General features: G+C 69.0%; 19 protein-coding genes. 10 read left to right on the plus strand and 9 right to left on the minus strand.

Annotation, left to right across the window (positions count from 1 at the left end; genetic code table 11):
* Window positions 1-4: 4 nt before the first annotated feature.
* The 5 genes from EV649_RS38370 to EV649_RS38390 form a co-directional block, all read right to left on the minus strand.
* A complete protein-coding gene (locus EV649_RS38370) occupies window positions 5-661 on the minus strand; it encodes a Rid family hydrolase (RefSeq protein WP_130388647.1) in 657 nt (218 codons plus the stop codon).
* A complete protein-coding gene (locus EV649_RS38375) occupies window positions 658-2,238 on the minus strand; it encodes an FAD-dependent oxidoreductase (RefSeq protein WP_130388648.1) in 1,581 nt (526 codons plus the stop codon). Before EV649_RS38375 ends, EV649_RS38370 begins: the two co-directional genes overlap by 4 nt.
* Window positions 2,239-2,352: 114 nt before the next feature.
* A complete protein-coding gene (locus EV649_RS38380; protein ID WP_130388649.1) occupies window positions 2,353-3,111 on the minus strand; it encodes a serine protease in 759 nt (252 codons plus the stop codon).
* A gap of 35 nt (window positions 3,112-3,146) precedes the next feature.
* Window positions 3,147-5,276, minus strand: coding sequence for a bifunctional polysaccharide deacetylase/glycosyltransferase family 2 protein (locus EV649_RS38385; protein ID WP_241999216.1), 2,130 nt, complete (start codon window positions 5,274-5,276; stop codon window positions 3,147-3,149).
* Complete coding sequence (locus EV649_RS38390; RefSeq protein ID WP_130388650.1) at window positions 5,273-5,677, minus strand: hypothetical protein; 405 nt, start codon at window positions 5,675-5,677, stop codon at window positions 5,273-5,275. Before EV649_RS38390 ends, EV649_RS38385 begins: the two co-directional genes overlap by 4 nt.
* 260 nt (window positions 5,678-5,937) lie before the next feature.
* Here EV649_RS38390 and glgX point away from each other — a divergent pair, with 260 nt between their 5' ends.
* The 4 genes from glgX to EV649_RS38410 all read left to right on the plus strand — a co-directional run bounded on the left by glgX (window position 5,938) and on the right by EV649_RS38410 (window position 12,527).
* Entirely contained in the window at window positions 5,938-8,055 is a 2,118-nt protein-coding gene (gene glgX, locus EV649_RS38395; RefSeq protein WP_130388651.1) for a glycogen debranching protein GlgX, read from the plus strand.
* Window positions 8,052-10,448, plus strand: a complete 2,397-nt coding sequence (treY, locus tag EV649_RS38400; RefSeq protein ID WP_130388652.1) for a malto-oligosyltrehalose synthase — start codon at window positions 8,052-8,054, stop codon at window positions 10,446-10,448. The genes glgX and treY overlap by 4 nt, the downstream gene beginning before the upstream one ends.
* A 5-nt stretch (window positions 10,449-10,453) precedes the next feature.
* Complete coding sequence (gene treZ / locus EV649_RS38405; protein ID WP_130388653.1) at window positions 10,454-12,181, plus strand: malto-oligosyltrehalose trehalohydrolase; 1,728 nt, start codon at window positions 10,454-10,456, stop codon at window positions 12,179-12,181.
* A gap of 157 nt (window positions 12,182-12,338) precedes the next feature.
* The gene (locus tag EV649_RS38410; RefSeq protein ID WP_130388654.1) at window positions 12,339-12,527 is read left to right on the plus strand and encodes a hypothetical protein; all 189 of its coding nucleotides are present in this window, start codon (window positions 12,339-12,341) and stop codon (window positions 12,525-12,527) included.
* 87 nt (window positions 12,528-12,614) lie between these two features.
* On the opposite strand, the gene EV649_RS38415 is transcribed toward EV649_RS38410, so the two are convergent.
* From EV649_RS38415 to EV649_RS38430, 4 genes are read right to left on the minus strand one after another with little or no spacing between them, the layout of a single operon-like run.
* The gene (locus tag EV649_RS38415) at window positions 12,615-14,240 is read right to left on the minus strand and encodes a right-handed parallel beta-helix repeat-containing protein (protein ID WP_130388655.1); all 1,626 of its coding nucleotides are present in this window, start codon (window positions 14,238-14,240) and stop codon (window positions 12,615-12,617) included.
* Window positions 14,237-14,878 (minus strand): helix-turn-helix transcriptional regulator, encoded by a 642-nt coding sequence (locus EV649_RS38420; RefSeq protein ID WP_130388656.1) that lies wholly within the window; start codon window positions 14,876-14,878, stop codon window positions 14,237-14,239. Before EV649_RS38420 ends, EV649_RS38415 begins: the two co-directional genes overlap by 4 nt.
* Window positions 14,875-16,140 (minus strand): type VII secretion protein EccE, encoded by a 1,266-nt coding sequence (locus EV649_RS38425; RefSeq protein ID WP_130388657.1) that lies wholly within the window; start codon window positions 16,138-16,140, stop codon window positions 14,875-14,877. Before EV649_RS38425 ends, EV649_RS38420 begins: the two co-directional genes overlap by 4 nt.
* Window positions 16,137-17,735: an AfsR/SARP family transcriptional regulator gene (locus EV649_RS38430; RefSeq protein WP_198682932.1), complete on the minus strand. Its 1,599-nt coding sequence runs from the start codon at window positions 17,733-17,735 to the stop codon at window positions 16,137-16,139. Before EV649_RS38430 ends, EV649_RS38425 begins: the two co-directional genes overlap by 4 nt.
* Before the next feature lie 53 nt (window positions 17,736-17,788).
* Between EV649_RS38430 and EV649_RS38435 the strand changes: the two genes are divergently transcribed.
* The 6 genes from EV649_RS38435 (at window position 17,789) to EV649_RS38460 (ending at window position 24,987) form a co-directional block, all read left to right on the plus strand.
* Window positions 17,789-18,475 carry a response regulator transcription factor gene (locus EV649_RS38435; RefSeq protein ID WP_130388659.1) on the plus strand — a complete coding sequence of 229 codons (687 nt, stop codon included), beginning with the start codon at window positions 17,789-17,791 and terminating at the stop codon, window positions 18,473-18,475.
* Window positions 18,472-19,740 (plus strand): HAMP domain-containing sensor histidine kinase, encoded by a 1,269-nt coding sequence (locus EV649_RS38440; protein ID WP_241999218.1) that lies wholly within the window; start codon window positions 18,472-18,474, stop codon window positions 19,738-19,740. Before EV649_RS38435 ends, EV649_RS38440 begins: the two co-directional genes overlap by 4 nt.
* A gap of 81 nt (window positions 19,741-19,821) precedes the next feature.
* Complete coding sequence (locus tag EV649_RS38445) at window positions 19,822-20,784, plus strand: MoxR family ATPase (RefSeq protein ID WP_130388660.1); 963 nt, start codon at window positions 19,822-19,824, stop codon at window positions 20,782-20,784.
* Between the two features lie 15 nt (window positions 20,785-20,799).
* Window positions 20,800-21,936 (plus strand): DUF58 domain-containing protein, encoded by a 1,137-nt coding sequence (locus EV649_RS38450; protein WP_130388661.1) that lies wholly within the window; start codon window positions 20,800-20,802, stop codon window positions 21,934-21,936.
* A complete protein-coding gene (locus tag EV649_RS38455; protein WP_130388662.1) occupies window positions 21,933-24,050 on the plus strand; it encodes a DUF3488 and transglutaminase-like domain-containing protein in 2,118 nt (705 codons plus the stop codon). The genes EV649_RS38450 and EV649_RS38455 overlap by 4 nt, the downstream gene beginning before the upstream one ends.
* A 112-nt stretch (window positions 24,051-24,162) precedes the next feature.
* Window positions 24,163-24,987 carry an SAM-dependent methyltransferase gene (locus tag EV649_RS38460; RefSeq protein ID WP_130388663.1) on the plus strand — a complete coding sequence of 275 codons (825 nt, stop codon included), beginning with the start codon at window positions 24,163-24,165 and terminating at the stop codon, window positions 24,985-24,987.
* The last annotated feature ends 4 nt before the right edge of the window (window positions 24,988-24,991 follow it).

Below are 24,991 nucleotides of genomic sequence, written 5' to 3' on the forward strand. Positions count from 1 at the left end.
CGGTTCAGCGTGCCGGGTAGGCCGCGTCGACTTCTACTTCGACGAGCCAGCCGCCGACCGGGAGGTTCTCGATCTCCAGGGCGAAACGGGACGGGCGGGACTTGTTGACCACGAACGGTTTCGCGGGTGGCGCCGTACCGAGGGGGACCGGGACGTAGGCGCCGGTGGTGAGGTCGGTGTTCGCGAAGTACTGGCGGTACGCGCGGTTCCACCCGGCGAAGTCGGCGACCGTCGCGCCGGCCGGGTTCTGCAGGAAGACCCGCATCGTGTAGACGTCGGCGTAGGACAGCCCGGCAGCTGCGAGGTTCTCGCCGATCCGCCGGAGTACGTTGATCCCTTGGGCCTCGGTGATGGTCACGCCAGCGGGCAACGTCCCGCCCGGGAAGATCGCGGTGTCGATGTACGACGCCTCGGACCCGGCCGGTGCACCGGTGTTGAGTGCCGACGGCCCGATCCCGCTCGTCTTGTAGACCGGGGTGTTGGCGCCGATCCCGACACCGGTCGCGATCATCGGGTTGGACTGTCCGGCGGGCAGGGCGGGTACGACGGTGCCGGGTTTGGGCGGCTTCGGCCGGTCCCACCAGCCGACCGCCGTACCGGCACCGGCTGTGAACGACACGACCAACGCGACGGAGCCCGCGATCAGAGAGGTGCGCTTCATCGGCTCGCCACCCGACTGTGCAGGGCGGTCACGGCCGCGCGGGCGGACACCATCGCACCGTGCTGCCAGGCGATGGCGTGCGACAGGTGGTCGCCGGCGAAGTAGATGTTGCCGGTGGCCTCGAGCAGCCGGGCGTAGATCCCGTCGGTCTGCGACGGCCAGCTGACCCAGGATGCCTCGGAGTACTTGGTGCCCAACCAGTTCACCGAGAACGACGCCTTCACGTCCTTCGCGTAGGCGTCACCGTGCACCTTGGCGCCTTGCATCAGTGCGCGTTCCAGTCGGGCCGCCGGCGTCAGAGCGCCGTACGCGTTGGCGTTGGCACCGGTGTTGTAGTAGCCGATGACGGTGCCGCGGTCGCCGTGGAACCCGTACGACGGGTACCAGGTGTTCACGGTGTCGAGGCTGCTGTTGGTGATGCCGCCGTAGATCCGGTGGTCTTCCTCCCACCAGCGCCGGCCGTACTCGATGCCGATCTTGCCCGCGTTCGTCGGCCGGGCGTACTTGAGTGCCTCGACGATCGGCGCCGGCAGGTTGGACGGGACCTTCGCGGCCAGGTGCGGTGGCAGCGTGCAGATGGCGTAGTCCGCGGTGATCATCTTGGTCCGCGACCCGGTTTTGTAGGTGACCTGGACACCGTTGCCGGTGTTGCTCATCCCTGTCACCTCGGCGCCGTACAGGATCTTGTCCTTGCCGACGGCCCGCTCGAACGCGTACGGGATCCGGTCCATCCCGCCGACCGGCTGGAACATCATCACTGCCTGGTCCCAGCCGAACTCGAACGAGAAGTAGTTGCCGACACCGCTGGCGAAGACGTCGCTCAGTGCGTACGGCGCGGCCGTCGTACCGGCCTCCATCCCGGCGCCCGGCTCGACCGTGTAACCGCGTCGGCCGTCGGTCCCGGTGTACGCGAATCCGGAAGCCTTGTTCCCGATCGAGCCGAAGCTGCTGAGGAACCCGATCAACGCCTCCTTGTCGGCCGCGGTCAGCATGGTGTCGAGCGCGCCCTGATCGGCGGCCGTGGCCAGCAGTTCGGCGACGTAGCCGTACACGTCGGCCTTGGCGGTGCGGTGCCGGATCGGCTTGTTCGACAGGCTGGTGGTGCCTTCGCGGTAGAGGTACGCGTCCGCGTTCTGGTTGACGAACGGCTCGATCGCGACGCCGAGCTCGCGGCAGTAGTCGAGGGTCACGTGGTGCTGCGGCAACCGCGCGGGCCCGGCGTTCATGTACTGACCGGGTGAGAACGTCGCGCGCTGGGTGTTTCCGGCCAGGTCGGTCTCGACGGTGCCGCCGCGAACGGTCCAGTTGCGGCCGCCCGGGCGCTGACGGGCCTCGAGCAGAGTGACCTTGTAGCCGGCCTTCAGGAGTTCGTACGCCGACGTGAGTCCGGCGATCCCGGCGCCGAGGATGACGACGTGCTTGCCGCCGCGGCCGTTGAGATCGGCCCGCGACGGGGCGGCGTACGCGGGAGTCTCGGCGACGCCCGTGAGGCCGAGCGCCGACATGGTGGAGTAGAGCACCCCCGCTCCACCGGTGATTCCGACCTGCTGCAGGAATTGACGTCTGGTCTGCGCCATGCCTTCTCCTCACTGAGCAACTGGGTAGCTGACCAGAAAGGTAAGGACATGGTGTTTTCGGAGCGTGACAGGACCGTAACGTATAGACGCTCGTACTGACAGGTATGTTTCGGGTTAACGAACCTGTTGGAGCACGGCCTTCGCCGCCCCCGCGATCTCCGTGTAAACGCCGGGCTTGCCGGGTTGGGCGCAGCCCTGGCCCCACGAGACGACGCCGAGCAGTCGACCGTTCAGGACGAGCGGGCCACCGGAGTCGCCCTGACAGGCGTCTTTGCCGCCTGCGAGGTAGCCCGCACAGACGTTGGTTGCGGCGGCGTACCCGTTGGAGACGTAGCTCTTGACTGCCAGGCAGGCCTTGTCGCCGAGGTCCGGTACGGCGGCCTTCTGCAGGGTCTCGTCCGGCCCGGTGTCCTGTGTGTCACCCCAGCCGTAGACAGTCGGCACGGCGCCTGTCCGGTCCGCTCGGGCACGGGTCTCCAGCGGCAGTACCGGTACGCCGACGAACGGCTTCGCCAACGTCAGCACCGCAACGTCGTACCGGTGGTCCTTCGTGTTGTAGCCGGGGTGGACCCACGCCTTGCTGATCGCCGACACCCGTCCGACCGACGGGTCTGCGAGGTCCGCCCGCCCCTGCACCGCGTAGTACGTCGACACCGGCTCGTCCATGCAGTGTGCGGCCGTCACGATCTTGTTCGGTGCCACCAGGGCGGCTCCGCAGTACCGGCCGCTCGATGACATGGACTGCGTGTTGTTCAACGCGATCGCCCACGGCGCCTCGGCCGTGCTCGCCACCGTCCCCCCGACGACCACCGGCTTCGCGCCGGCCGTGGCAACCAGCAGAACCCCGACAAGAAGTGCAGCCCGCTTCAACATTCTTTAACCCTACGTGCGGCGACAGTCACAGTAGGTTAGCGAACCTCTGGACCTACCGGTGCTTGGAGGCTCCCGTAGCGCTCCATGCGCTGCCAGCGGAGCCTGGTGCCGGCCAGTGCAGTGAAGACCGACTGGATGACCACCAGGTACATCAGCTGCCGGTAGACGAATTGCTGCAACGGCAGCGTCCAGAGCGGTCCAGCTCGCTCCCCGTCCAGCCGGAACGCGTAGAAGCCCATGATCAACTGCAGTACGAGGAAGGCGCCCCAGACCGCCAGCACGCGGACCGGGTCGAGGAACACCAGGCCATAGATCGCGAACACGTCCACGACAGGTGCCAGCAGTGGGAGCAGCACCTGGAAGAGCATGAGGTACGTCAGACCGCGACGGCCGAACTTCCCGGCCCGACCGCCCTGCACCATCGCCCCGCGGTGCTTCCACATCGCCTGGAGCGTCCCGTAGCACCAGCGGTACCGCTGCCGCCACAGTGCGCCCAGCGACGCCGGCGCCTCGGTCCACGCGACCGCACTCTCTTCGTAGACCACCCGCCACCCGTCCCGGCACAGCGCCATCGTCAGGTCGGTGTCCTCGGCCAGCGTCACGTCACTCAGTCCGCCGATCCGCTCCAGCGCCGTACGACGGAACGCGCCGACGGCACCCGGAACGGTGGGCATGCACTCGGCGAGGTCGAACAACCGGCGGTCCAGGTTGAACCCGATCACGTACTCGATGTGCTGCCAGCGCCCGAGCAGACCGCGCCGGTTGCCCACCTTGGCGTTGCCCGACACCGCCCCGACGGACGGGTGCCCGAACGGCTGGATGAGCTTGCGGACGGCGTCCGGCTCGAACACGGTGTCGCCGTCGACCATCACGATCAGCTCGAACCGTGCCGCGCGCAGCCCGGTGTTCAGCGCGATCGGCTTGCCCGAGTTGGCCTGCCGGATCACGCGGACCCCGGGGATGTGCATTGCTTCGACAAGGTCCGCCGTACCGTCCGTCGACCCGTCGTCGACGACGATCACCTCCAGCGGGTGGTCCGACGCGACGAGCGAGCGGATCGCGGCCTCGATACCAGCACTCTCGTTGTACGCCGGAACGATGACGCTGACCGGTTCCGTCACCGGGGGTCCGTAGCTCCAGCCACGCATCTTCACGTGCCGTCGGGCCGCGATGACCGTGGCGATCGCGCGCAGCACGCTCAGGGCGCCGGCGGCGTACAGCAGCCAGCCGATCAGGGCCAGCACGGCGTCGCTGATCCGCATCGCCCAGATGACCGCGAGACCGCGACCGCGGTCCAGCACGCTCGCCTTGTGGGTCGGGTCCGGCATGCCGACCGAGTCGCTGACCGTGGCGAACCGGAAGCCACGGGCCTTCAGCCGGGGGAGCAGCTTGCTCAGTGCCTCGACAGTCTCGCTACGGTCGCCGCCGGCGTCGTGCATCAGCAGCACCTGTCCGGCCGTGCTGCGAGGCATCGAGTTGGCAATGACCTGCTCGGTCCCGGGCTTACGCCAGTCCTCACTGTCCTGCGTGCTCAGCACGCTGAGGTAGCCCGCCTTCCGGATCTGCTGGAGGCTTGCCCAGTCGCGGTCGGTCAATGCGTCCGGCTCGGAGGAGTAGGGAGGCCGGAAGAGCGTCGTACTGGCACCTGTTGCTCCGGCGAGGATGAGTTGGCTCTGCCGGAACTCGAGCGAACGGCGCCACGAAGAGGCGGTCGACAGGTTCGCGTGCGTGAAGGTGTGCAGGGCGATCTGGTGCCCTTCGGCAAGGATCCGGCGGGCCAGCTCCGGGTGCGCGGCGACCTCGGTGCCGACGACGAAGAACGTCGCGTGCACCTTCTGTTGCCGCAGCAGGTCCAGGATCTTGGGTGTCCAGACCGGGTCCGGGCCGTCGTCGAAGGTGAGCGCGATGGTGCGGGCCTTCGGTGACACGGACCGGGGAGTGCCGTCGCCGGCGTCGATGACCGGTCCGCCGGTGACGATCTGTCGCGGTACCGTTCCGGATCCGCCGGTCGGCTTGACCGCGCCGTCGGGCTCCGTACCGAACATGTGGTGCGTGTAGCCGTTCAGCAACAGCATGCTGGCCAGGCAGACCAGCAGCATGGTCAGGACGACCCAATGCGTGCGGAGCGGGACCTGCTTGGCCCGCCGCGCGACCGGTCTGCTCACGGGGTGGTCGGCGCCTTGGTCTTACCGGGCGGAGTGGTCGGCCTGTTGCCGTGTGGCGTGGTCGCCGTCGGCGTGGGTGTGGCGGTCGTCGGCGAGTTCGTCCGGCCCGGCGGTGTGGTCGTCGTCGGTACGACGGTCGGCGGCGGCACCGGAGTCACCGGCGGGATGGCGGTCGGGACGGTCGTCGGATCTGAGGTCGGTACGCCGGTGGGAGTCGTCGACGGAGTCTCCGGAGTGGAGGTCGGCCCGTCACCCGACGTACCGGAACTGTTCGTCGGCCGGGGTGTTTCGATCGCGATCTCGGCCGGCGGAACGGTCGGCCGGTGCTTGGGCTTGGCCGCCTCGGGGAGCGGGATGAGCGGCGTGTCCATCCGCGGCCCGCCGAGAAGGCTACTGGCCATGAGCACGAGGTAACCGACGGTAGGTACGGCGAGGATGGCGCCAGTCCTGCGGATGGTGCGACGGCGACGCCCGGTCGAGTCCAGGAAGACCGGCCGCCGAGCGGAATGCGGCTTCACAAGGGCGAGAGCTTAGTCGAATCGAGCTGAGATTGGGATGTTGCGAGTCTTGCAGCAACCTGCAAGCCCTTCCCCGGTGAATTCTCGCAACCGAAACACCCGGCGGTGCGGTGGCCGGGGGCCGGGGTGGCTACTGTCGTCAGGTGCAGAAATGGCCTGGTCGTCCTTACCCTCTCGGCGCCACGTACGACGGCGCCGGGACGAACTTCGCGGTGTTCTCGGAGGTTGCCGATCGAGTGGACCTGTCGCTGATCGGCGACGACGGAACCGAGCAGCTGGTGCAGCTGACCGAGGTGGACGGGTTCGTGCACCACGCCTACCTCCCCGGAGTGCAGCCGGGACAGCGCTACGGCTTCCGGGTGCACGGGCCGTACAACCCGGCCGGAGGCGACCGGTGCAACCCGTCCAAGCTGCTGCTGGACCCGTACGCGAAGGCTGTCGACGGGCAGATCGACGGTGACGAGTCGCTGTTCAGCTACCGGTTCGCGAAACCGGACGAGCTGAACACCATGGACAACCGCGAGCACACGATGCTCTCGGTGGTGACCAACCCGTTCTTCGACTGGGGCAACGACCGCCCGCCGGGCCACGCGTACCACGAGACCGTGATCTACGAGGCGCACGTCAAGGGCCTCACCAAGACGCATCCGGGACTCCCGGAGAACATCCGCGGCACGTACGCCGGTATCGGCCACCCGGCCGTCATCGAGCACCTCAAGGAGCTCGGGGTGTCCGCGATCGAGCTGATGCCGGTGCACCAGTTCGCCCAGGACGGCCACCTGCAGGAGCTCGGCCTGTCGAACTACTGGGGCTACAACACGATCGGCTTCTTCGCGCCGCACAACGCCTACTCGTCGACCGGCACCCGCGGTCAGCAGGTGACCGAGTTCAAGGCGATGGTGAAGGCGCTGCACGAGGCGGACATCGAGGTGATCCTCGACGTCGTCTACAACCACACCGCCGAGGGGAACGAGTTCGGCCCGACGCTGTCGTTCAAGGGCATCGACAACGCGGCGTACTACCGCCTGGTCGACCAGGACAAGACGCACTACTACGACACCACCGGCACCGGCAACAGCCTGCTGATGCGGCACCCGCACGTGCTGCAGCTGATCATGGACTCGCTGCGCTACTGGGTCACCGAGATGCATGTCGACGGCTTCCGCTTCGACCTCGCGGCCACGCTGGCCCGCCAGTTCCACGAGGTCGACCGGCTGTCGGCGTTCTTCGACCTGGTCCAGCAGGACCCGGTGGTGAGCCAGGTCAAGCTCATCGCCGAGCCGTGGGACGTGGGCGACGGTGGTTACCAGGTGGGCAACTTCCCGCCGCTGTGGACGGAGTGGAACGGCAAGTACCGCGACACCGTGCGGGACTTCTGGCGGGGCGAGCAGTACACCTTGGCCGAGTTCGCCTCCCGTCTGACCGGTTCGTCGGACCTGTACCAGGACGACAGCCGCCGGCCGCTGGCGAGCATCAACTTCGTCACCGCCCACGACGGCTTCACGCTGCGCGACCTCGTCTCCTACAACGACAAGCACAACGCGGCGAACGGTGAGGGCGGTAAGGACGGCGAGAGCCACAACCGCTCGTGGAACTGCGGTGTGGAGGGTGCGACGGACGACCCAGAGGTACTGCGACTGCGCGCGAAGCAGCAGCGCAACATCCTCACCACGCTGCTGATCTCGCAGGGCGTGCCGATGATCGCGCACGGCGACGAGCTGGGCCGGACGCAGAGCGGCAACAACAACGTCTACTGCCAGGACAACGAGATCGCCTGGGTGGACTGGGGGCTCGGTGAGCCACAGAAGCACCTGCTCGAGTTCACCCGGTCCGTGGTCCGCCTGCGCAACAACCACCCGGTGCTGCGCCGCCGCCGCTTCTTCCACGGCGACACGGGGATCGACGGACTCGGCGATCTGGTCTGGTTCGCGCCGAAGGGCGCCGAGATGCAGAACGGCGACTGGCAGCAGAACGACGCCCGGGCGATCGCGGTCTTCCTCAACGGCGACGCGATCTCCGAGCCGGACCTCCGCGGCGAGCCCGTCGTCGACGACTCGTTCCTGATCCTGCTGAACAGCAACTACGAGCCGGTCGACTTCCTCCTCCCACCCGAGGAGTACGGCGAGAACTGGACGGTCGTCGTCGACACGACGAGTGCCACCGGTGCCGGGTCCGAAGAGCCACACGCCGCCGGGACCACGGTCCAGCTGGAGGCCCGCAGCACGCTGGTCCTGACCCGCCCGAGGCAGGCGGCCGGATGAATGCTGTCCCGCAGGCCACCTACCGGTTTCAGCTCCGCGGCGAGTTCGGCTTCGACGCCGCCGCCGCGGTAGTGCCGTACCTGGCGGGTCTCGGGATCTCCCACGCGTACCTCTCCCCGATCCTCCAGGCCGCACCCGGTTCCACCCACGGGTACGACGTGGTGGACCACAGCCGGTTGTCCGAGCCGATGGGCGGCCGTCCCGCGTTCGACCGGTTGTCCGCGCAGCTCACCGAGCACCGCATGGGCGCCGTCGCGGACGTCGTACCGAACCATGTCGCCGTACCGACGCCGGAGAGCCTGAACAAGGCGTTGTGGTCGGTGCTGCGGCTCGGGCCTGGTTCGCAGTACGCGGACTGGTTCGACGTCGACTGGGGTGCCGGGAACCAGCCGCTGCTGATGGCGGTGCTGGGGCAGCGGATCGGCAAGGTGCTGGCGGACGGCGAGTTGTCGGTCGACGGCGACGTACTGCGGTACTACGAGCACGAGTACCCGCTGCGGCCGGGGACCGAGGAGCTGCCGATCCAGGAGCTCGTCACCGAGCAGTGGTACCGCCTCGCGCACTGGCGGGTCGCTGACGAGGAGCTGAACTACAGGCGGTTCTTCGACGTCGACACGCTCGCCGCAGTACGTCAGGAGACGCAGGAGGTCTTCGACGCGACGCATCAGCTCCTCCTCGCGCTGCTGCACGAGGGCAAGCTCAACGGCTTCCGGATCGACCACCCCGATGGTCTGGCGGACCCACGCGGCTACCTGCGCCGGCTGGCGGAGCGCACCGGCGGCGCTTGGGTCGTGGTGGAGAAGATCCTGGAAGGCGACGAGCAGCTCCCGCGCGACTGGCCCTGCGCCGGCACCACCGGGTACGACGCCCTACTGCGCGTCGGCGGCCTGTTCGTGGACCCTGCTGGTGCGGCACCGCTTGCAGCACTCCACTCGGAGCTCACCGGCGCACCAGCCGACTTCGGGCCCGTTGTGGAGGAGGCGAAGCGCGAGATCGTCCAGCACGGGCAGTACGCCGAGGTGCATCGACTGGTCGAGTTGCTGGCCCGCATCTGCCAGGACGACGTACGACTGCGTGACCACACCAGGCGGGCGTTCCACGAGGTCGTGGCCGAGCTGCTGGTCCAGTTCGACGTCTATCGCGCGTACGTCGTACCAGGTGAAGAGGCGCCTGCTGCGGCGGTTGCTGCGATGGAGCGTGCGGCCGAGAAGGCACGGGCCAATCTCGACGAGGACCGGCAGGCGACGCTGGACGTAGTACTGCACCTCCTGCTGGGACGCGAGACGAACGCGATCGACGAGCAGGCGCGGGCCGAGCTGATCGTGCGCTTCCAGCAGACCTGTGGTCCGGTGATGGCCAAGGGCGTCGAGGACACCGCGTTCTACCGATGGCTGCGGCTCACGTCCCTCAACGAGGTCGGTGGGGACCCGGAGCACTTCGGTGTCACGCCGGAGGAGTTCCACGCGTACGCCTCCCAGCTGAACCGGCACTGGCCCAAGACGATGACCACGCTGTCCACTCACGACACCAAACGCTCTGAGGATGTCCGCGCGCGTCTCGGCGTACTGTCCGAGCAGCCGGCCGCCTGGTCGGAGGCGGTGCGTGAGTGGCGCAGGCTCTCGGAAGACCACCGGAGCCCGCTGCTGGACGGCAGCACGGAGTACCTGTTCTGGCAGACGCTCTTCGGCACCTGGTACGACGGTCCGCTCGCTGAGGATCGTCTACGGGCCTACCTCCTGAAGGCGATCCGCGAAGCCAAGAGGCACACGAGCTGGATCTCTCCGGACGACGAGTACGAGCAAACCGTCGCAGCCTTCGCAACAGCAGTCCTGCACGACGACACCGTGCTCGACTCGGTACGCCGCTTTGCTGACGAGCAGACCGACTACGTGCGCGCAGCCACGCTCGGACAGAAGCTGGTGCAGCTGACGATGCCCGGCGTACCGGACGTGTATCAAGGCACCGAGCTGGTCGATCTCTCCCTCGTGGACCCCGACAACCGACGTCCCGTGGACTACGAGCAGCGCATCGAGCGGCTGCAGCGTCTGGACGACGGCGGTAAGCCGGAGGACCTATCCGACGAGAAGCTGCTTGTGACGTCGCGGGCGCTCCGCCTCCGTCGGCAGTACCCGGAAGCCTTTGCTGGCAGCTACACGCCGCTCCCGACGTCAAACGGACATGCGGTTGCGTTCGCCCGTGGAGACGCGGTCATCACCGTTGCGACCAGGCTGCCGGCCGCGTTGCAGCGCCTGGGCGGCTGGGGTGAGAGCACGGTCGTGCTGCCGAGTGGCCAGTGGAAGAACGTGCTGACCGGCCGCGACGTCGGCAGTGGCGCTACCCGGATCGTCGACCTGCTGACCGACCTGCCGGTTGCCCTGCTGGTCAGGAGCTGACAGCCATGCACACCTTCCGCGTTTGGGTACCCGAGGCGACCAACGTCGACCTCGTACTGCGGGATGGTGTGCTGCCGATGCGCTCCGTCGACGACGGCTGGTGGGAACGCCAGGTGGTCGAGGCGCACCACGGCACCGACTACGCGTACTCCGTCGACGGCAGTGACCCGCTACCCGATCCACGCAGTCCCTGGCAGCCGGACGGTGTCCACGGGTTCAGCCGGGTCTTCGACGCGGACCGCTTCGAGTGGAACGACGACAGCTGGACAGGTCGCGACGTACGCGGTGCTGTCTTCTACGAGCTCCACTTGGGCACGTTCACGTTGGAAGGCACGTTGGACGCGGCCGCCGAGCACCTGGACTACCTGGCTGTGCTCGGCGTAGAGGTGGTCTCGCTGCTGCCGATAGCCGCGTTCCCCGGCGTACACGGCTGGGGGTACGACGGTGTGGACCTCTACGCAGTCCACGAGCCGTACGGCGGCCCGGAAGCACTGCAGCGGTTCGTCGACCGGTGTCACGACGCTGGATTGGCCGTGTGTCTCGACGTCGTCTACAACCACCTCGGCCCGAGCGGGAACTACCTGGCCAGCTTCGGTCCGTACTTCACCACTCGCCACACCACCCCGTGGGGCCCTGCAGTCAACCTCGACGACACGGGCAGTGCCGAGGTACGACGGTGGATCTGCGACAACGCACTGCGCTGGTTCCGCGACTTCCACATCGACGTACTGCGTCTGGACGCCGTACACGCGCTGGTCGATGACAGCCCGACCCACGTCCTCCAGCAGCTGTCGACAGAGACCGCAGTGTTGTCCAAGGACCTGGGACGGCCGCTTGGGCTGGTGGCCGAGTCCGACCTCAACGACCCGAGCACGGTCGAGCCTGTGTCGCAAGGCGGGATGGGGATGACCGCGCAGTGGAGCGACGACTTCCACCACGCGCTGCACGCCCTGCTGACCGGCGAGCGGTTCGGGTACTACGTGGACTTCGGAGATCCGGCAGTGTTCGCGAAGACGCTGACGCGGGTGTTCCTGCACGACGGGGAGTACTCGACGTTCCGCGGCAAGGACTGGGGTCGGCCGATCGATCCGCGCAAACACCGCGGTGGCGAGTTCCTGGTCTACACGTCGAACCACGACCAGGTCGGCAACCGGGCGCTCGGCGACCGTCCGGCGCTGACGCCGGGGCAGCTCGCGATCGGCGCCGCGCTGGTGCTGACCTCGCCGTACACGCCGATGCTGTTCATGGGTGAGGAATGGGGCGCCTCGACGCCCTGGCGGTTCTTCACCGATTTCACCGAGCCCGCGCTCGCCGACGCGGTGCGGACCGGGCGGCGGCGCGAGTTCGCGGAGTTCGGCTGGGACGCGGACGAGATCCCGGACCCGCAGGATCCGCAGACCTGGCGGAGCTCGGTGCTCGACTGGTCCGAGCCGGACGAGGCGCCGCATCACGACGTACTCACCTGGTACCGGCACCTGCTGACATTCCGGGCCCGGATGCCGGAGCTGCGCGACGACCGGCTCGAGTCCGTCGGGATCGCGGTCGACCCGGCCGGCGCCTGGCTGGTGGTGACCCGCGGCAGCCTGCGGGTGGTGGCGAACCTGACCGCGTCCGACGCGGTGGTGCCGGTCGACGCGGTGCCGGAGTACCTGGTGATGTCGTTCGCCGGGGCCGAGCTGATCGGCGACGGGGTCCTGTTACCCGCTCACGGCGTAGCGATCCTCGCCGTCTGAGACTTGCCAACAAAGTGCACGTTTGTGGGTCATTCCAACACAAGACGGCGTTCAAGCGTGTTGATCCGTGGTGATTTCCGGAATCACTTGCTGCGGGGGCTCTCGTGACGGACTGTAGATGAGCCAGCAGGGGACGGGGGGTTTGAGGGAGGACACGATGACAGTCGGAGGCGTCGACACCTACTACGATTACGAAGAGAAGCAGTGGAAGAGCCGGAAGCTGGGGGGCGGCCCGATCCGCCGTGGCCCCGTGTGCCCGGCCCCACGCACCCCAGACCACGCGGTGCACGAAAAACTTCCCGAGCGCCGTCGCGACCACGACGTGCCGAAACACACGCTGAACTGACGAAACCCCGGTGGCAGGGCCCGCCAGACCAGGTCACCGATCGCACCACAGCGGCCGCCGTACGACGGTCGCTGTGGCATGCCCTGTTCAGCCTGCGGCGGTGATGACGTCGGCGGCGAGGAGGGAGCGGAGTTCGTCCATGGAGGGGCGGCGGCCGAGGGCGCGGAGGCGTTGGGACTGGGCTTTGCGCATGCCTTCGACCAGGCGGCGGGCCTCCCGGGCGTTGCCGAAGTTGGGGCCGTCCGCGATCCGGTCGAAGTACGACGTCAGCGGCGCGCCGGCTGCCGGGTCGAGCAGATAGTCGCCCCCGGCAACCATTCGGTCGGTGATCAGCAGCAGCTCCTCGGCGCTGTAGTTCTCGAACTCGATCGTCTTCGAGAACCGGGACGCCAGACCGGGGTTGGCGGCCAGGAAGTCGTTCATCTCGGCGGTGTACCCGGCGACGATGATCGCGATCTCGTCGCGGTGGTCCTCCATCAGCTTCACCAGCGCGTCGATCGCCTCCTGCCCGAAGTCGCCGTTCCCGGCCGCGCGGGACAGCGTGTACGCCTCGTCGATGAACAGCACGCCGCCGAGCGCCTTCTCGAAGACCAGCGCGGTCTTCTCCGCGGTGTGCCCGATGTACTGTCCGACGAGATCCCGCCGCGACACCTCGATGAACCCGCCGTCCGGCAGTACGCCGAGCGCCTTCAGCAGCTTCCCGTACAGGCGGGCCACGGTGGTCTTCCCGGTCCCCGGCGCACCGGCGAAGATCAGGTGGTGGCTGACCGCGCCGATCGACAACCCGGCGGAGGTTCGCCACTCGTTGACCTGGATCTCGTCGACCAGCGCCCGTACCTCGGCCTTCACGCCGGGCAGCCCGACCATCGTGTCCAGGTCGCCGAGCAGGTCGTCCACCGGACCGTTCTCGGCCGACGCCGTACTCTGCTCGATCACCTCGACCGTGCTGCCCGCCGCGATCGACAGCGCGGGCTCCGCGGTGTTCGTCGCCCGCAGGCCCTCGACCGCTCCGCCGCAGCCGGGCGCGAACGTGATCGCCGATCCGCGGGTGTCGTGCACGGTCGGCCGGCGGACCGTCGGCGTACTGCCGTGCGCGACGCCGATGCCTTCGGTGCCGGTCTGGCCGATCTCGACGTCGACGAGTTCCGGACGGCTGTACTGGTAGATGTACACGCCGCGTCCGCCGCAGCCGGTGATCGTGCAGCCGCGGATCAACGGGTCGGCACCCAGGGCCACGACGATCCCGTCGCCGGAGATCTCCCGGACGGTCGTGTCCAGGATCTGCCCGCCGGCGCCCTCGACCACGATCCCGGTCTCGGCGCCGCTCACCGTGCAGCGTTCGACAGTGAACGACGTACTTGCGTGGACACTGAGCGCGGGCCGGGTGCGTCCGGAGATGGTGCAGTTCTCGACCGTCAGCGCCGTCCGGTCGACCGAGACCGCGATCCCGTCCGTTGCGCGGATCTCCAGCCCGCGCAGGGTCAGCGTGCCGTCGACGGCACGGATCGTCGGCCAGTCGGCACCTGACCCGTCCAGTACGACGTCCGCACCGTCCTCGGCCTGCAGCGTCACCGAGCGCCCGGTGAGCTCGAGCGTCTCGGCGTACGTCCCGGCGGCGATCGCGACCGTCGCCCCGTCCGGCGCCTCGAGAAGCGCGGAGCCGACGGTCTGATAGGCACCGGGACGATCCGCCGCGACGGACAGGATTCTCATGAGGCGCGCTCGAGGAGCCAGCCGCGGTCGGCGGCCTTGACGCCGGCCTGGAAGCGGCTGCGGGCGCCGAGGCGGTTCATGATCTGCGCGACCATCCGGCGTACCGTCCGGACCGAGATGTCGAGGTGCGCTGCGGCCACCTCGTCGGTCGCGCCGAGTGCCAGCAGCCGCAGCATCTCCTGCTCGCGCAGCGACAGGTCGGCCTCGGCCGGCAGGTCGCGGTCGGCCAGCGGTACGGCGTCCGGCCAGATCCGGTCGAACAACTCCAGAGCGGTCACCACGACGCTGGTCAGCCGCAGTACTGCGATGCTGCCGTTGGTGGTGTCGGCCGGGAGTACGGCGACCGAACCGTCGATCACGATCGCGTTCATCGGCACATGCGGGATCGTCCGTACGGCGACACCGGCGAGCGACAGCGCACCGAGGTGCCGGCCGACGGTCGGCGTGGTCCGCGCGTGGTCGGGGAAGATCGCCCGGTAGCGCACACCGTGCTTGACCTCACGCGGCCCGAACGTCGGACCGGCGAGGGTGCTCATGGTGATCACCTCGTCCTCCGCGGACGCGAGCAACTCGGCAAGCCCTCCGTGGGCAGGGATCTGCTGATATCCAGTGGGCGGGTTGAGCATTGTTACGGTCATGAGAGAGGTACCCCCAGAGGTAGCGTGGCGGCGACGCCGGCGGCGTGCCGCCCGTCGAGGCGTTCGGGCTCGACCCCGAAGGAGCGGGCCAGCGTGGTCAGGACGGAGAACGCCGTGTCGAGCGTGGCCGGATGGGATGCGGCCAGGCGGAGTACGACGTCGTGGCGGGCGGAAGACGAATGGGCGGAGGTTGCAGTGACGGCGATCGTCTGTGCGGCGCCGGTCCCGGTACCGAGCAGCGCGCCGATCAACGCGTGAGTAGTTGCTGCAGGCAAGGATGCGGATCCGGCCAGTCGTACGGACAGCTGCCGGACCGGACCGCAGGACCAAGAGGTCCAGCGCTCGTGGAGTTGTCCGCGGCCGGCGTTCGCGTGGGCCAGCGCGCCGAGGGACGCGAGTACGTCGGACTCGTCGAGCGGCATGTTCTCGACCTGCTCGCGGTCGAGCCGCCGAACCAATCGACGGACCGTGTTCGCGAGTACCTGCCGCAACTGCTCGTCGGTGGCGATGTCCGGCGTCCGCTCGGCCGCGACCGCGATCCACGCCCGCGGTGGCTGGTTGTGCTTGACCCCGGTGTGCAGGATCAGCTGTACGCCGATACCGACCGGCTGCTCGTCCGACGCCTCCGCGAGCTGACCCAACTGCGGCAGCAGCCGGTGCTGTGTGTCTGGACCGAGCCGAAGCGCGACGCTTGCGCCGAACGGTCGGCTGAGAACGCCGTACGGCTGCTCGCGGACGACCACCTGGTCGGTCGAGGTCCGGCCGTGGAACGTACTGACCAACCGGACCGCGATGTCCTCGCCGAGGTCGTGCTTGCGTCGCCGTACCAGGAACACGAGCAGGACGCCCGCCCACCGGTAGAGCCACAGGCCGCGGATGCGAACGGCGGTGAGCAGGACCAGCGACACAGCGGCGACCGAGGTGAGGATCAGTACGGTCCGGGACGCGGTGGTCGCCGCGCCGACGGCCACCACGGCCAGTTGCCAGCAGATGATCTGCCCGACATGGACGACCCGGTCCGGTAGCTCGACGGTGTCGGCGACCGGTGCCGGTGCAGGCGGCTCGGCAGCCAGATGCAGCTTTTGTTCAGACGGCTTGACCGAGCCAACCGACGCGATCAGGGTGCGCGTCGGCGGCTGCTGCACCCGAGGCTGCGCCAGCGGCATCCCGACTGCGGTCGCCTGCGGGAGGGTCGTGGTGGTCGCGGCGTACTCCGACTCGCCCTCGTGCTGAGGCGCCGCACCGTAGGCAGCGGATCTCATGCCACCAGCTCCGCTTTGGGTCCGGCGACGACCAGCAACTGGCCGGCGTGATCGCGGACGAGCGGGTGCAGCTCGAAGCGTCCCGGTGCCGGCTCGGTGACCAGGTTGAGGTCCATCAGCTGATCGACCATCAGCTCGGCGTCGGACTGGCTGGTGCCGGTGAGCCGGGCCGCCTGGCGCAGGTCGAAGCGCGGCGTCATCCCGATCAGCCGGTACAGCCGCTGGACCGGACCGGGGAGTGCCTCGTACGCGGCGTCGAAGCGGGCGAGTACCTCGCCCAGCGCCTGGCACCGCGCCCTCTGATCCTCGAGGCGGGCCGCCATCCGCGCGACCGTCCACGGCTGCCGGTTGCGCAGTCGCTCGAGCAGGTGCCGGATCGCGCCCGGGTGACCGCCGCAGCAGCTCAGGATCTGCTCGAGGTCGGTGAGTTTCGCGGCCTCGTCCGGTGCCAGTACGTCGAGCGTCATGGCCGCCGTACGGTCGAGATCGGAGAGCCGGCGGCGGCTGATCACCAGCACCAGCGCGCCCGGGTCGTTCGGCAGCAGGTGCCGGACCTGGTCGGCGTGCTCGACGTTGTCCAGGATCAACAGGCCGGTTGCCGACGGCAACGACATCGGGCGGTTCAGGTCGACGTACTGCTGGGTCTCGAAACCGGAGGCGGCGGCGACCTCGAGCGCGAACGCGGTCTTGCCGATGCCGGGCATCCCGTCGATCGTGACGACGCCGGTCGCGCCGCGCAGCGCGCGCAGCTCAGGACCGCGGCCAACGAAGGTACGGACCCGCGGCGGCAGGTTCGAGCTCACCGGCGGCACCGGCGTCGGTAGGACCGCGGGCGACTCCTCGCTGAGGATCTGCTGGTGCAGCGCGGTCAGCTCGGCGCACGGCTCGATCCCCAGGTCGCGGACCAGCGCGGTCCGGGCTCGCTGGTACGCCGCCAACGCGTCGTGCCGTCGCCCGACCTGCCGGTACGCCGCCATCAACCGGGCCCATGCCAGCTCCCGGAGCGGCTCCTCCTCGGTTAGCGCCCGCAGTACGGCGATCGCCTCGGCAGGCCGCTCCAGCAGCAGCTGTGCGTCCGCCAGGTCCTCGCGAAGCGCCCGGTGCAGCTCGGTCAGCCGGTCCACCGCCGACGTGGCATCGGCCGTCAACCCGTCGTACGGCACACCACGCCACAGGCTCAGTGCGCGCTGGACGACGGTGACCGCCTGCGCCGCGTCCTTCCGGCTGAGCAGCTCGCGGGCCTCGTCGCACAGTGCGGCTGCGACGTCGGCGTCGAGCTCGCCGGGCAGTACGTGCACCCGGTACGCACCCGGGCGGCTCTCGATCCGCTCCTCCGGAAGCGAGCGGCGGAGCTGCCAGACGTACGTCTTCAGGTTGTTCTGCGCCGAGGCCGGCACGTCCCGGCCGGCCCAGACCGCGTCCACGAGCTGCTCGGTGCTGACCCAGGCGTTGCGGTGCAGCAGGAGCAGGGTCAGCACGGTCGCCGGCTTGCCGCCGCAGAGGTCCAGCGGGTGTCCGTCCGGCCCGTCGACCTCGAGCGGGCCCAGCACCCGGAAGCTCAACCGGTCTGGTGTGTGCGCTGCGTGACCGTTCATGACACATACGATCCGGGGAGACGATGACATTTCGATGACACGCGAGGAGGGCCGTGCGCGTACTGGTGGTAGAGGACGACAAGGAGCTGCAGGTGGCCGTCCCGGCGGCGCTCCGCTCCGCCAATCTCGCCGTCGATCTGGCGGTCGACCTGGACGACGCGGACGAGAAACTGTTCGTGAACTCGTACGACTGCGCCGTGTTCGACCGGATGTTCGAGATCGACGGCCGGAAGGTCGACTCGCTCGCCTACGTCAGCCGTCGCCGGAAGGAGGGCTGGACCCTCCCGGTACTCTTCCTGACCGGACGGGACACGCTGGCCGACCGGGTGGACGGGTTCGAGCACGGTGGCGACGACTACCTGGTCAAGCCGTTCGCGGTCGAGGAGCTCATCGTCCGGGTGCTCAGCCTGGTCCGGAGGGGCCCGACCATCCGTCCGCCGATCATCAGGTACGCCGACGTGGAGCTCGATACCGCCCGGCGTACCGTGCACCGGGCCGGCGTGCTGGTGACCCTGCGAGGCAAGGAGTTCTGCGTGCTGGAATACCTGATGTCGCGGCCCGAGCAGCTGGTCACCCGGGCCGAGCTGATCGACCACTGCTGGGACGGCGACGGCCCGATGTCGAACGTCGTCGACGTCACGATCACCCGGCTGCGGAACCGGCTGCGCGGCGGTCCGGACCTGGTCCAAGCCGTTCGCGGCCAGGGGTACCGGCTGCACAGCCCCGGTGGTGCGGGATGAGTCAGCGCGGGATGCGCGGTCCGTCGGCCGACCGGCTACGCCGGTTGCGCTGGTGGCTGACCGTGCTGTTCACCGCCACGAACACGGTCGCTCTGATCGTGCTGGCGCCGGTCATCATCGTCCTGGACGCACAACGCGGTGCCGATCAGCTCGACCACGACCTGAGTGTGGTGACGCAGCCCGTGCTGCGGTTGATCGACGAGAACCACGGTTCGCTGGTCACCGCCCGGATCCCGCCGGACCCGCTGTCGTCGGACTGCCCCCAGTTCGCCGTCATGCCGGGGAAGGCGAGAGATTTCGACTCGTACTTCAGCACGAAGGAGTGCGTGAAGATCGACCAGCAGGTGCTCGCGGACCTCGCCACCCAGGCGGTGGACAGCGGTGGTCCCCTGACCGCCGACAAGAAGGCGGTGAACGGGCACGAGGTGCACATCGCGGTCGAGCCGTTCAAGGACTCCAACGGGCAGTATTTCGGCGCCGTACTCGCCTGGAAGGACACGCATGACCAGAGCGATCAACACCAGCAGCTGACGATCGCGGTGCTGGTCGTATGCGCGATCCTGATCGGCGCCGCCGCGCTCGTCGGCTACTGGTTGTCCGGTCGCGCGATCCGCCCCGCGATGGCCGCTCTCGAGCAGCAGGAGACGCTGCTCGCCGAGACCGCCCACGACTTGCGTACGCCGGTTGCCGCACTACGCGCGCTCGCCGAGACAGCGGAGCGGGATCCCGAACAGCGCGCGGAACTGCTGCCGCGGACCGTCCGGCTGGCCGGGCGGATGGGCGACATCATCGACGGACTGCTCGTCCGCGCCCGGCTCGCGGCGGGTGTGGAGCACCTCGCGATGCAGCCGGTCTGGCTCGATCAGCTGGTCGCCGGCGTGGTCGAGGACATGCCGACCGGAGATGCCCGGTTCTCGCTGGTGACCGCGCCGACCATGGTGCGTGCCGACCCGACGCTGCTGCAGCGGGCGATCGGCAACGTGCTGGGCAACGCGATGCGGCACGGCCGGGCGCCGGGAGCGGACCAGGCGATCATCACGGTGACGGTCGCCGACGGCCGGGTCACGGTCGCCGACCAGGGCCCGGGGATCGATCCAACGGTCGGCGAGGACCTGTTCGAGCCGTACACGACCGGCGGTGCCTCGACCGGGCTCGGCCTGTCGATCGTGCGCTGGGTGGTGCTCGCCCACGGCGGCGATCTGAAGGTCTACAACGCGGACGAAGGCGGCGCGATCTTCGAGATCCAGCTGCCTACCGTCCAGTAGTAGACCGGTTCTGTACGGCGGATGGACCACGGCTGAGTAGGGTCACTCAGTGCAGTTCGGCGTACACCACGGGAGATCCTTATGAGCGCGACGATTCCGCCCGGCGAGGCGTATCGGTTGGTGGCGGACAACCTGGCGAAGGTGATCCACGGGAAGCCCGAGGTGATCCGGCTGGCGTTGACCGCGCTGTTCGCCGAGGGGCACCTGCTGATCGAGGACGTGCCGGGGCTCGGCAAGACCACGCTGGCCCGGTGCATCGCCCGCAGCATCGACGCCAGCTGGAACCGGATCCAGTTCACGCCGGACCTGCTGCCCGGCGACATCACCGGCGTGATGGTCTACCACCAGGGCAACGAGACGTTCGAGTTCCACCCGGGCGGCATCTTCGCCAACGTGGTGGTCGCCGACGAGATCAACCGCGGTACGCCGAAGACGCAGTCCGCGCTACTCGAGGTGATGGCCGAGCGCCGCGTCACGGTCGACTCGAACACCCGCGCCGTACCGGACCCGTTCCTGGTCATCGGCACCCAGAACCCGATCGAGATGGAGGGCACCTACCGGTTGCCCGAGGCCCAGCTCGACCGGTTCCTGATGCGGATCGAGATCGGTTACCCGGACCATGACGCGGAGGTCCGGATCGTGCTCGGCGACACCGGCCGGGTCGGACCCGACTCGCTCAGCCCGGTCATCGACGTACCGGCATTGCGGAACGCGATCGCCGCCGTGCGGTCCGTCCACGTGGACCCCGCGATCAGTTCGTACGCCGTGAAACTGGCCGCCGCGACCCGCGAGCACACCGCGGTCCGGTACGGCGCGAGCCCGCGCGGCAGCATCGCCCTGGTCCGCGCGGCCCGGGCGTTCGCCGCCACCGACGGCCGGGCGTTCACGACGCCTGACGACGTCAAGCAGGTCGCGCATCCGGTGCTCGCACATCGGTTGGTGCTGACGCCGGACGCGGAGCTGAGCCAACGGCCCCCGTCGTCCGTGGTCGACGAGGTGCTGTCCGCCGTACCGGCGCCGACGGCCGGCGCGACCGCGACCTGACATGCGGCCGGTCGGATGAGGCTCACGGGACGCGGGGTGGCGGTGCTGCTCGGGTCGATCGCCGCCTATGTGCTGGGCGAATTGGCTGGGTACTCCGTCTTTCGCGCACTGGCCGGGATCGGGCTCGGTGCGTTGATCGCCGCGACCGTACTGACGGTGCGGCAGCCACAGGTGACCGTGCAGCGCGTGCTGTCACCGGACCGGGTCGAGCGCGGCCGTCCGGCGCTGGCGACGTTGCGGGTGCGGAACGAGGGCACCCGCTGGCAGGCCGCGTTCGCCGCGCACGACTCGGCGGGTGACGATCGGCAGGAGGTCAAGATCCGGCGGCTCGGTCCGGGCAGCGAGGCGACGTACCGGTATGAGCTGCCGACCTTGCGGCGCGGGAAGATCGCGGTCGGGCCGCTGACGCTCGAACGGCGGGACCCGCTCGGCCTGGCCCGCAACCGCAAGGCAACCGGCGAAGTCGCGACGTTGTGGGTGCATCCGAAGCGGCATCCGACCAAGACCGTGGTCGCCGGCCGGCCGCGGCACCACCACGTCGGACGGACCGCGGACGACTCGCTGCGCGGATCGGCCGACCTGCGCGACGTCCGCCCGTACGTCGTCGGCGACGAGGTTCGCCACCTGCATTGGAAGGCGACCGCGCGCACCGGGCAGTTGATGGTCCGCGACTACGCCGATCCGGATCAGCCGCGGCTCACCGTACTGCTTGACACCCGGCGCGAACCGTTGTCCGAGGCAACTTTTGAAGAGGCGACCGAGGTCGCGGCGTCGATCCTGTTCGCAGCGTCCACGGCCGGCCACCGCTGCCGATTGGTGACGACCACCGGTGCCGACCTCGCTGCTCCCGGCGGCGCCGTCGCGTCCCGGATGTTCCTCGACGAGCTGTGCGTGGTGGAGCAGCGGGACGACAAGTCCGGTCTGGTGCCCCTCGTGCTGACCACCGGATCGTCCGCGGGCGGCGCGATCGTCGTGGTCACTGGCGCGCGCGGATCGGCTGCGGACTTCGCACCGCTGCTCAGCCGGTACTCGTCGGTGACTGTGATCGGCCTCGGCGAGGCGCAAGGTGTCGCGCCGATCCTCAGCGCCCAGGTCGTCCTCGGCGGCTCGGCCCAGGAAGCGTTGCAGCAGTGGACGGGAGTATTGCAATGAGCCGCCGGCAGACGATTGCGGTTCTCGCCGCTGTGCTTGTTGGCGGGTTGTGCTTCGGGCCGGTGTTCGGGCTGCGCAACCTGTGGCTGCCGGTGGGATCGGTGTGTCTGATCACCTTCGTCGTCACGGAGATCTGCCGGCACTGGCTCGCGGCGTGGCGGCCGATCCTGATCGTGCTCGGCGGTCTGCTCGCCGTAGTCGAAACGGTGCTGCGGGCAACTACTGTCGCCGGATTGCCAACAGCGGCGTCGATCCGGGCACTCGGGGACGGGCTGACGGGCTGGCGGTTGACCCTGGAGTCGACCTGGCCGGCGCGACCGGATCCCGAGCTCGTGGTGTTCGTGCCGCTGCTGACGTTGATCGCCTGTCTGCTCGCGGTCGAGCTGCTCGACCGTGTGCCACCGCTGGTCGCGTTGACCCCCGGGCTCGGGGTCATCGGTGCGAGTCAGCTGTATATCGCGGCTGACGGGTGGGGCGCCGTACTGATCGCGGCGGCGCTCGGGCTGATCGTGGTGGCGCTGCTGATCCCCGACAACCTCGAGTACCGGCGGGTCGCGCCATGGGTCGCGACCGCGGTGGTGACCGTCGCCGCGATCGTGTGCGGGCTCGTCGTGAGCACGATCGATCCGGTCGGGCGTACGCCGTACTCGCTGCAGAAAGTGCAGTCCGCGACGGCTCCCGGCGTACGGCAGACGAGTCCGCTGGACGAGCTGGCGAGCCGGTTGAGTGCGCGGCAGCGCGACGAGGTGGTGTTCAAGTACACGGCCTCGAAGCCGGTCGATCGCTGGCGGCAGGTCGCGCTCGACGACTTCGACGGGTCGAACTGGACGACCGACCACCCGTTCCTGCGGATGGGGTCCGAGGTGGGTTCCGACGTACGCGTGCCGACGTCGCTCGAGTCGGCGAGTGTGCAGCTCGAGGACCTGGACGGGCCGTGGCTGCCGAGCCAGTTGCTGCCGGCAACGGTCAGCGGTGTGACGGATCCGCAGGTGGAGCCGATCGGCGGGACGTTGATGTCGTCGGGCCGGCCGGACGACTACACGCTGACGTGGCGGAAGCCGGATATCGATGCGCAGTACCTGCTGAACGCCGGGATCGACGGGGACGCTCAGGGTGGGCTCAACGACCTCGGGCCGGTGCCGCCGGAGATCGCGTCGATCGATCCGTTGCAGGGGAAGCGGGCGACGTTCGCGACGGCGATCGCGCTGGAGAAGTACATGCGGCAGCACTACACGGTCGCGGTCGGCGACAACCTGCCGACCGGGTACGGGTGGCCGCAGCTGAAGAGTTTCCTCCTCGACGAGAAGCCGGGTGGGGCGCAGGCCGAGACCAAGCAGCCGGGGACGAGCGCGCAGTTCGCTGCGGCGTACGTCGTACTCGCGCGGTTGAACGGGATTCCGGCGCGGTTGGTGGTCGGGTTCCGTGCGCCCGCGAAGCCGGAGGCGGACGGGTACTACACCGTGCGGAACTCGGACGCGTTCGCCTGGCCGGAGGTGGCGGTCGACGGCCTCGGTTGGTGGCCGCTGGATCCGGCCGAGGACGCGGCCACCGGGAAGACTACGGTCGCTGGGTCGATCGACGAGATCACCAGCCAGGCGCGGGCCGCCGTACCGTCGGTGGAGAAGATCAAGGACCCGGAGGTCCCGCCGCAGACCGACCGGGGCGACGACACGGGCAGGCCCGTTCTGCCGCCGATTTCGCTGACCGCCGTGTTCGCGGTGTCGGCGGGGTTGTTGCTGCTGTGGCTGGTCGGCGTACCGCTGTTGAAGCTCGTCCGGTCGGCGCGACGCCGGCGGCGGGGCGGGAGCGCGGCGGTGGTCGGGGCGTGGGCCGAGGCGCGGGATCGGTTGCGTGCGCACGGCGTACCCGTGACTGCGGGTATGACTGTGCGGGACCTCGCCGATGCGGCGAAGGAGTTGCCGGAGACCGCGGGTGGGCTGACGCGGGTCGCGCAGGCGGTCGACCACGCGCTGTGGTCCGGGGGAGCGACGACGCCGGACGTGCAGAACGACGCGTGGACCGGAGTCCGCGAGCTGCAGAAGGCGTTGCGCGGACGGCCGTGGGTCGACCGGTTCCAGGCGTCGCTCGAACTGCGAACACTGTTCACCCGCTAGGCTCCGCCGTCCGGGAACCGGTCGGTAGACAGGGACTGGCCGGGGTCGGGAGCGGGGTAGTTTCGGTGTCGCATAGAGTGACTTCCGTCTCGACAAGGAAGGATTCCGCGCGATGGCCGATGCAGACGAGCCGGCGACGGAGAACACGCCGTTCCCGGGCTTCGACACGACCAAGCCGAGTATCGCGCGGACGTACGACTACTTGCTCGGGGGCAAGGACAACTTCGCGGTCGACCGTGCGTTCGGGGACCGGTTCATCAACGAACTGCCCGGTTCCCGCGTGATCGCGTACGACAACCGCGGCGCGCTGATCCGCGCGGTCCGCGAGATCGTCACGAACACGCCGGTCCGGCAGTTCATCGACCTCGGCAGCGGCCTGCCGACCGCGGACAACGTGCACCAGGTCGCCCAGCGGTACGCGCCGGACGCGAAGGTCGTGTACGTCGACAACGACCCGATCGTGCTCGCGCACGGCCGCGCGCTGCTCGCCGAGAACGACAACACCGCGGTCATCCAGGCCGACCTGCGGGAGCCGAAGGCGATCATCGAGCACCCGGACACCGTGCGGCTGATCGACTTCGGCCAGCCGGTCGGTGTGATCTTCAGCGCCACCCTGCACCACGTGAACGACGACGAGGACCCAGCCGGCATCGTCGCCTTCTGGAAGGACCGGATCGCCGCCGGAAGCCACGTCTTCATCAGCCACTTCCGCAGCGAGAACGACCCCCGCAGCCAGGAACTCGAGCAGGTCCTGCAGGGCTCCCTGGGCCGCGGCCGCTGGCGCACCGACGAGCAGATCCTCGCCCTCTTCGGCGAAGGCTTCACCGTCCTCGAGCCCGGCATCGTCCCCGCCTCCGAATGGCGCAACGAAGAGGCCCCCGACGACCTCACCGACTACCAACGCCTCATCGCTGCAGTCCTCGCCGTCAAGAACTGACCCT

It is taken from the genome of Kribbella sp. VKM Ac-2569, assembly GCF_004216905.1.
GTDB lineage: Bacteria > Actinomycetota > Actinomycetes > Propionibacteriales > Kribbellaceae > Kribbella.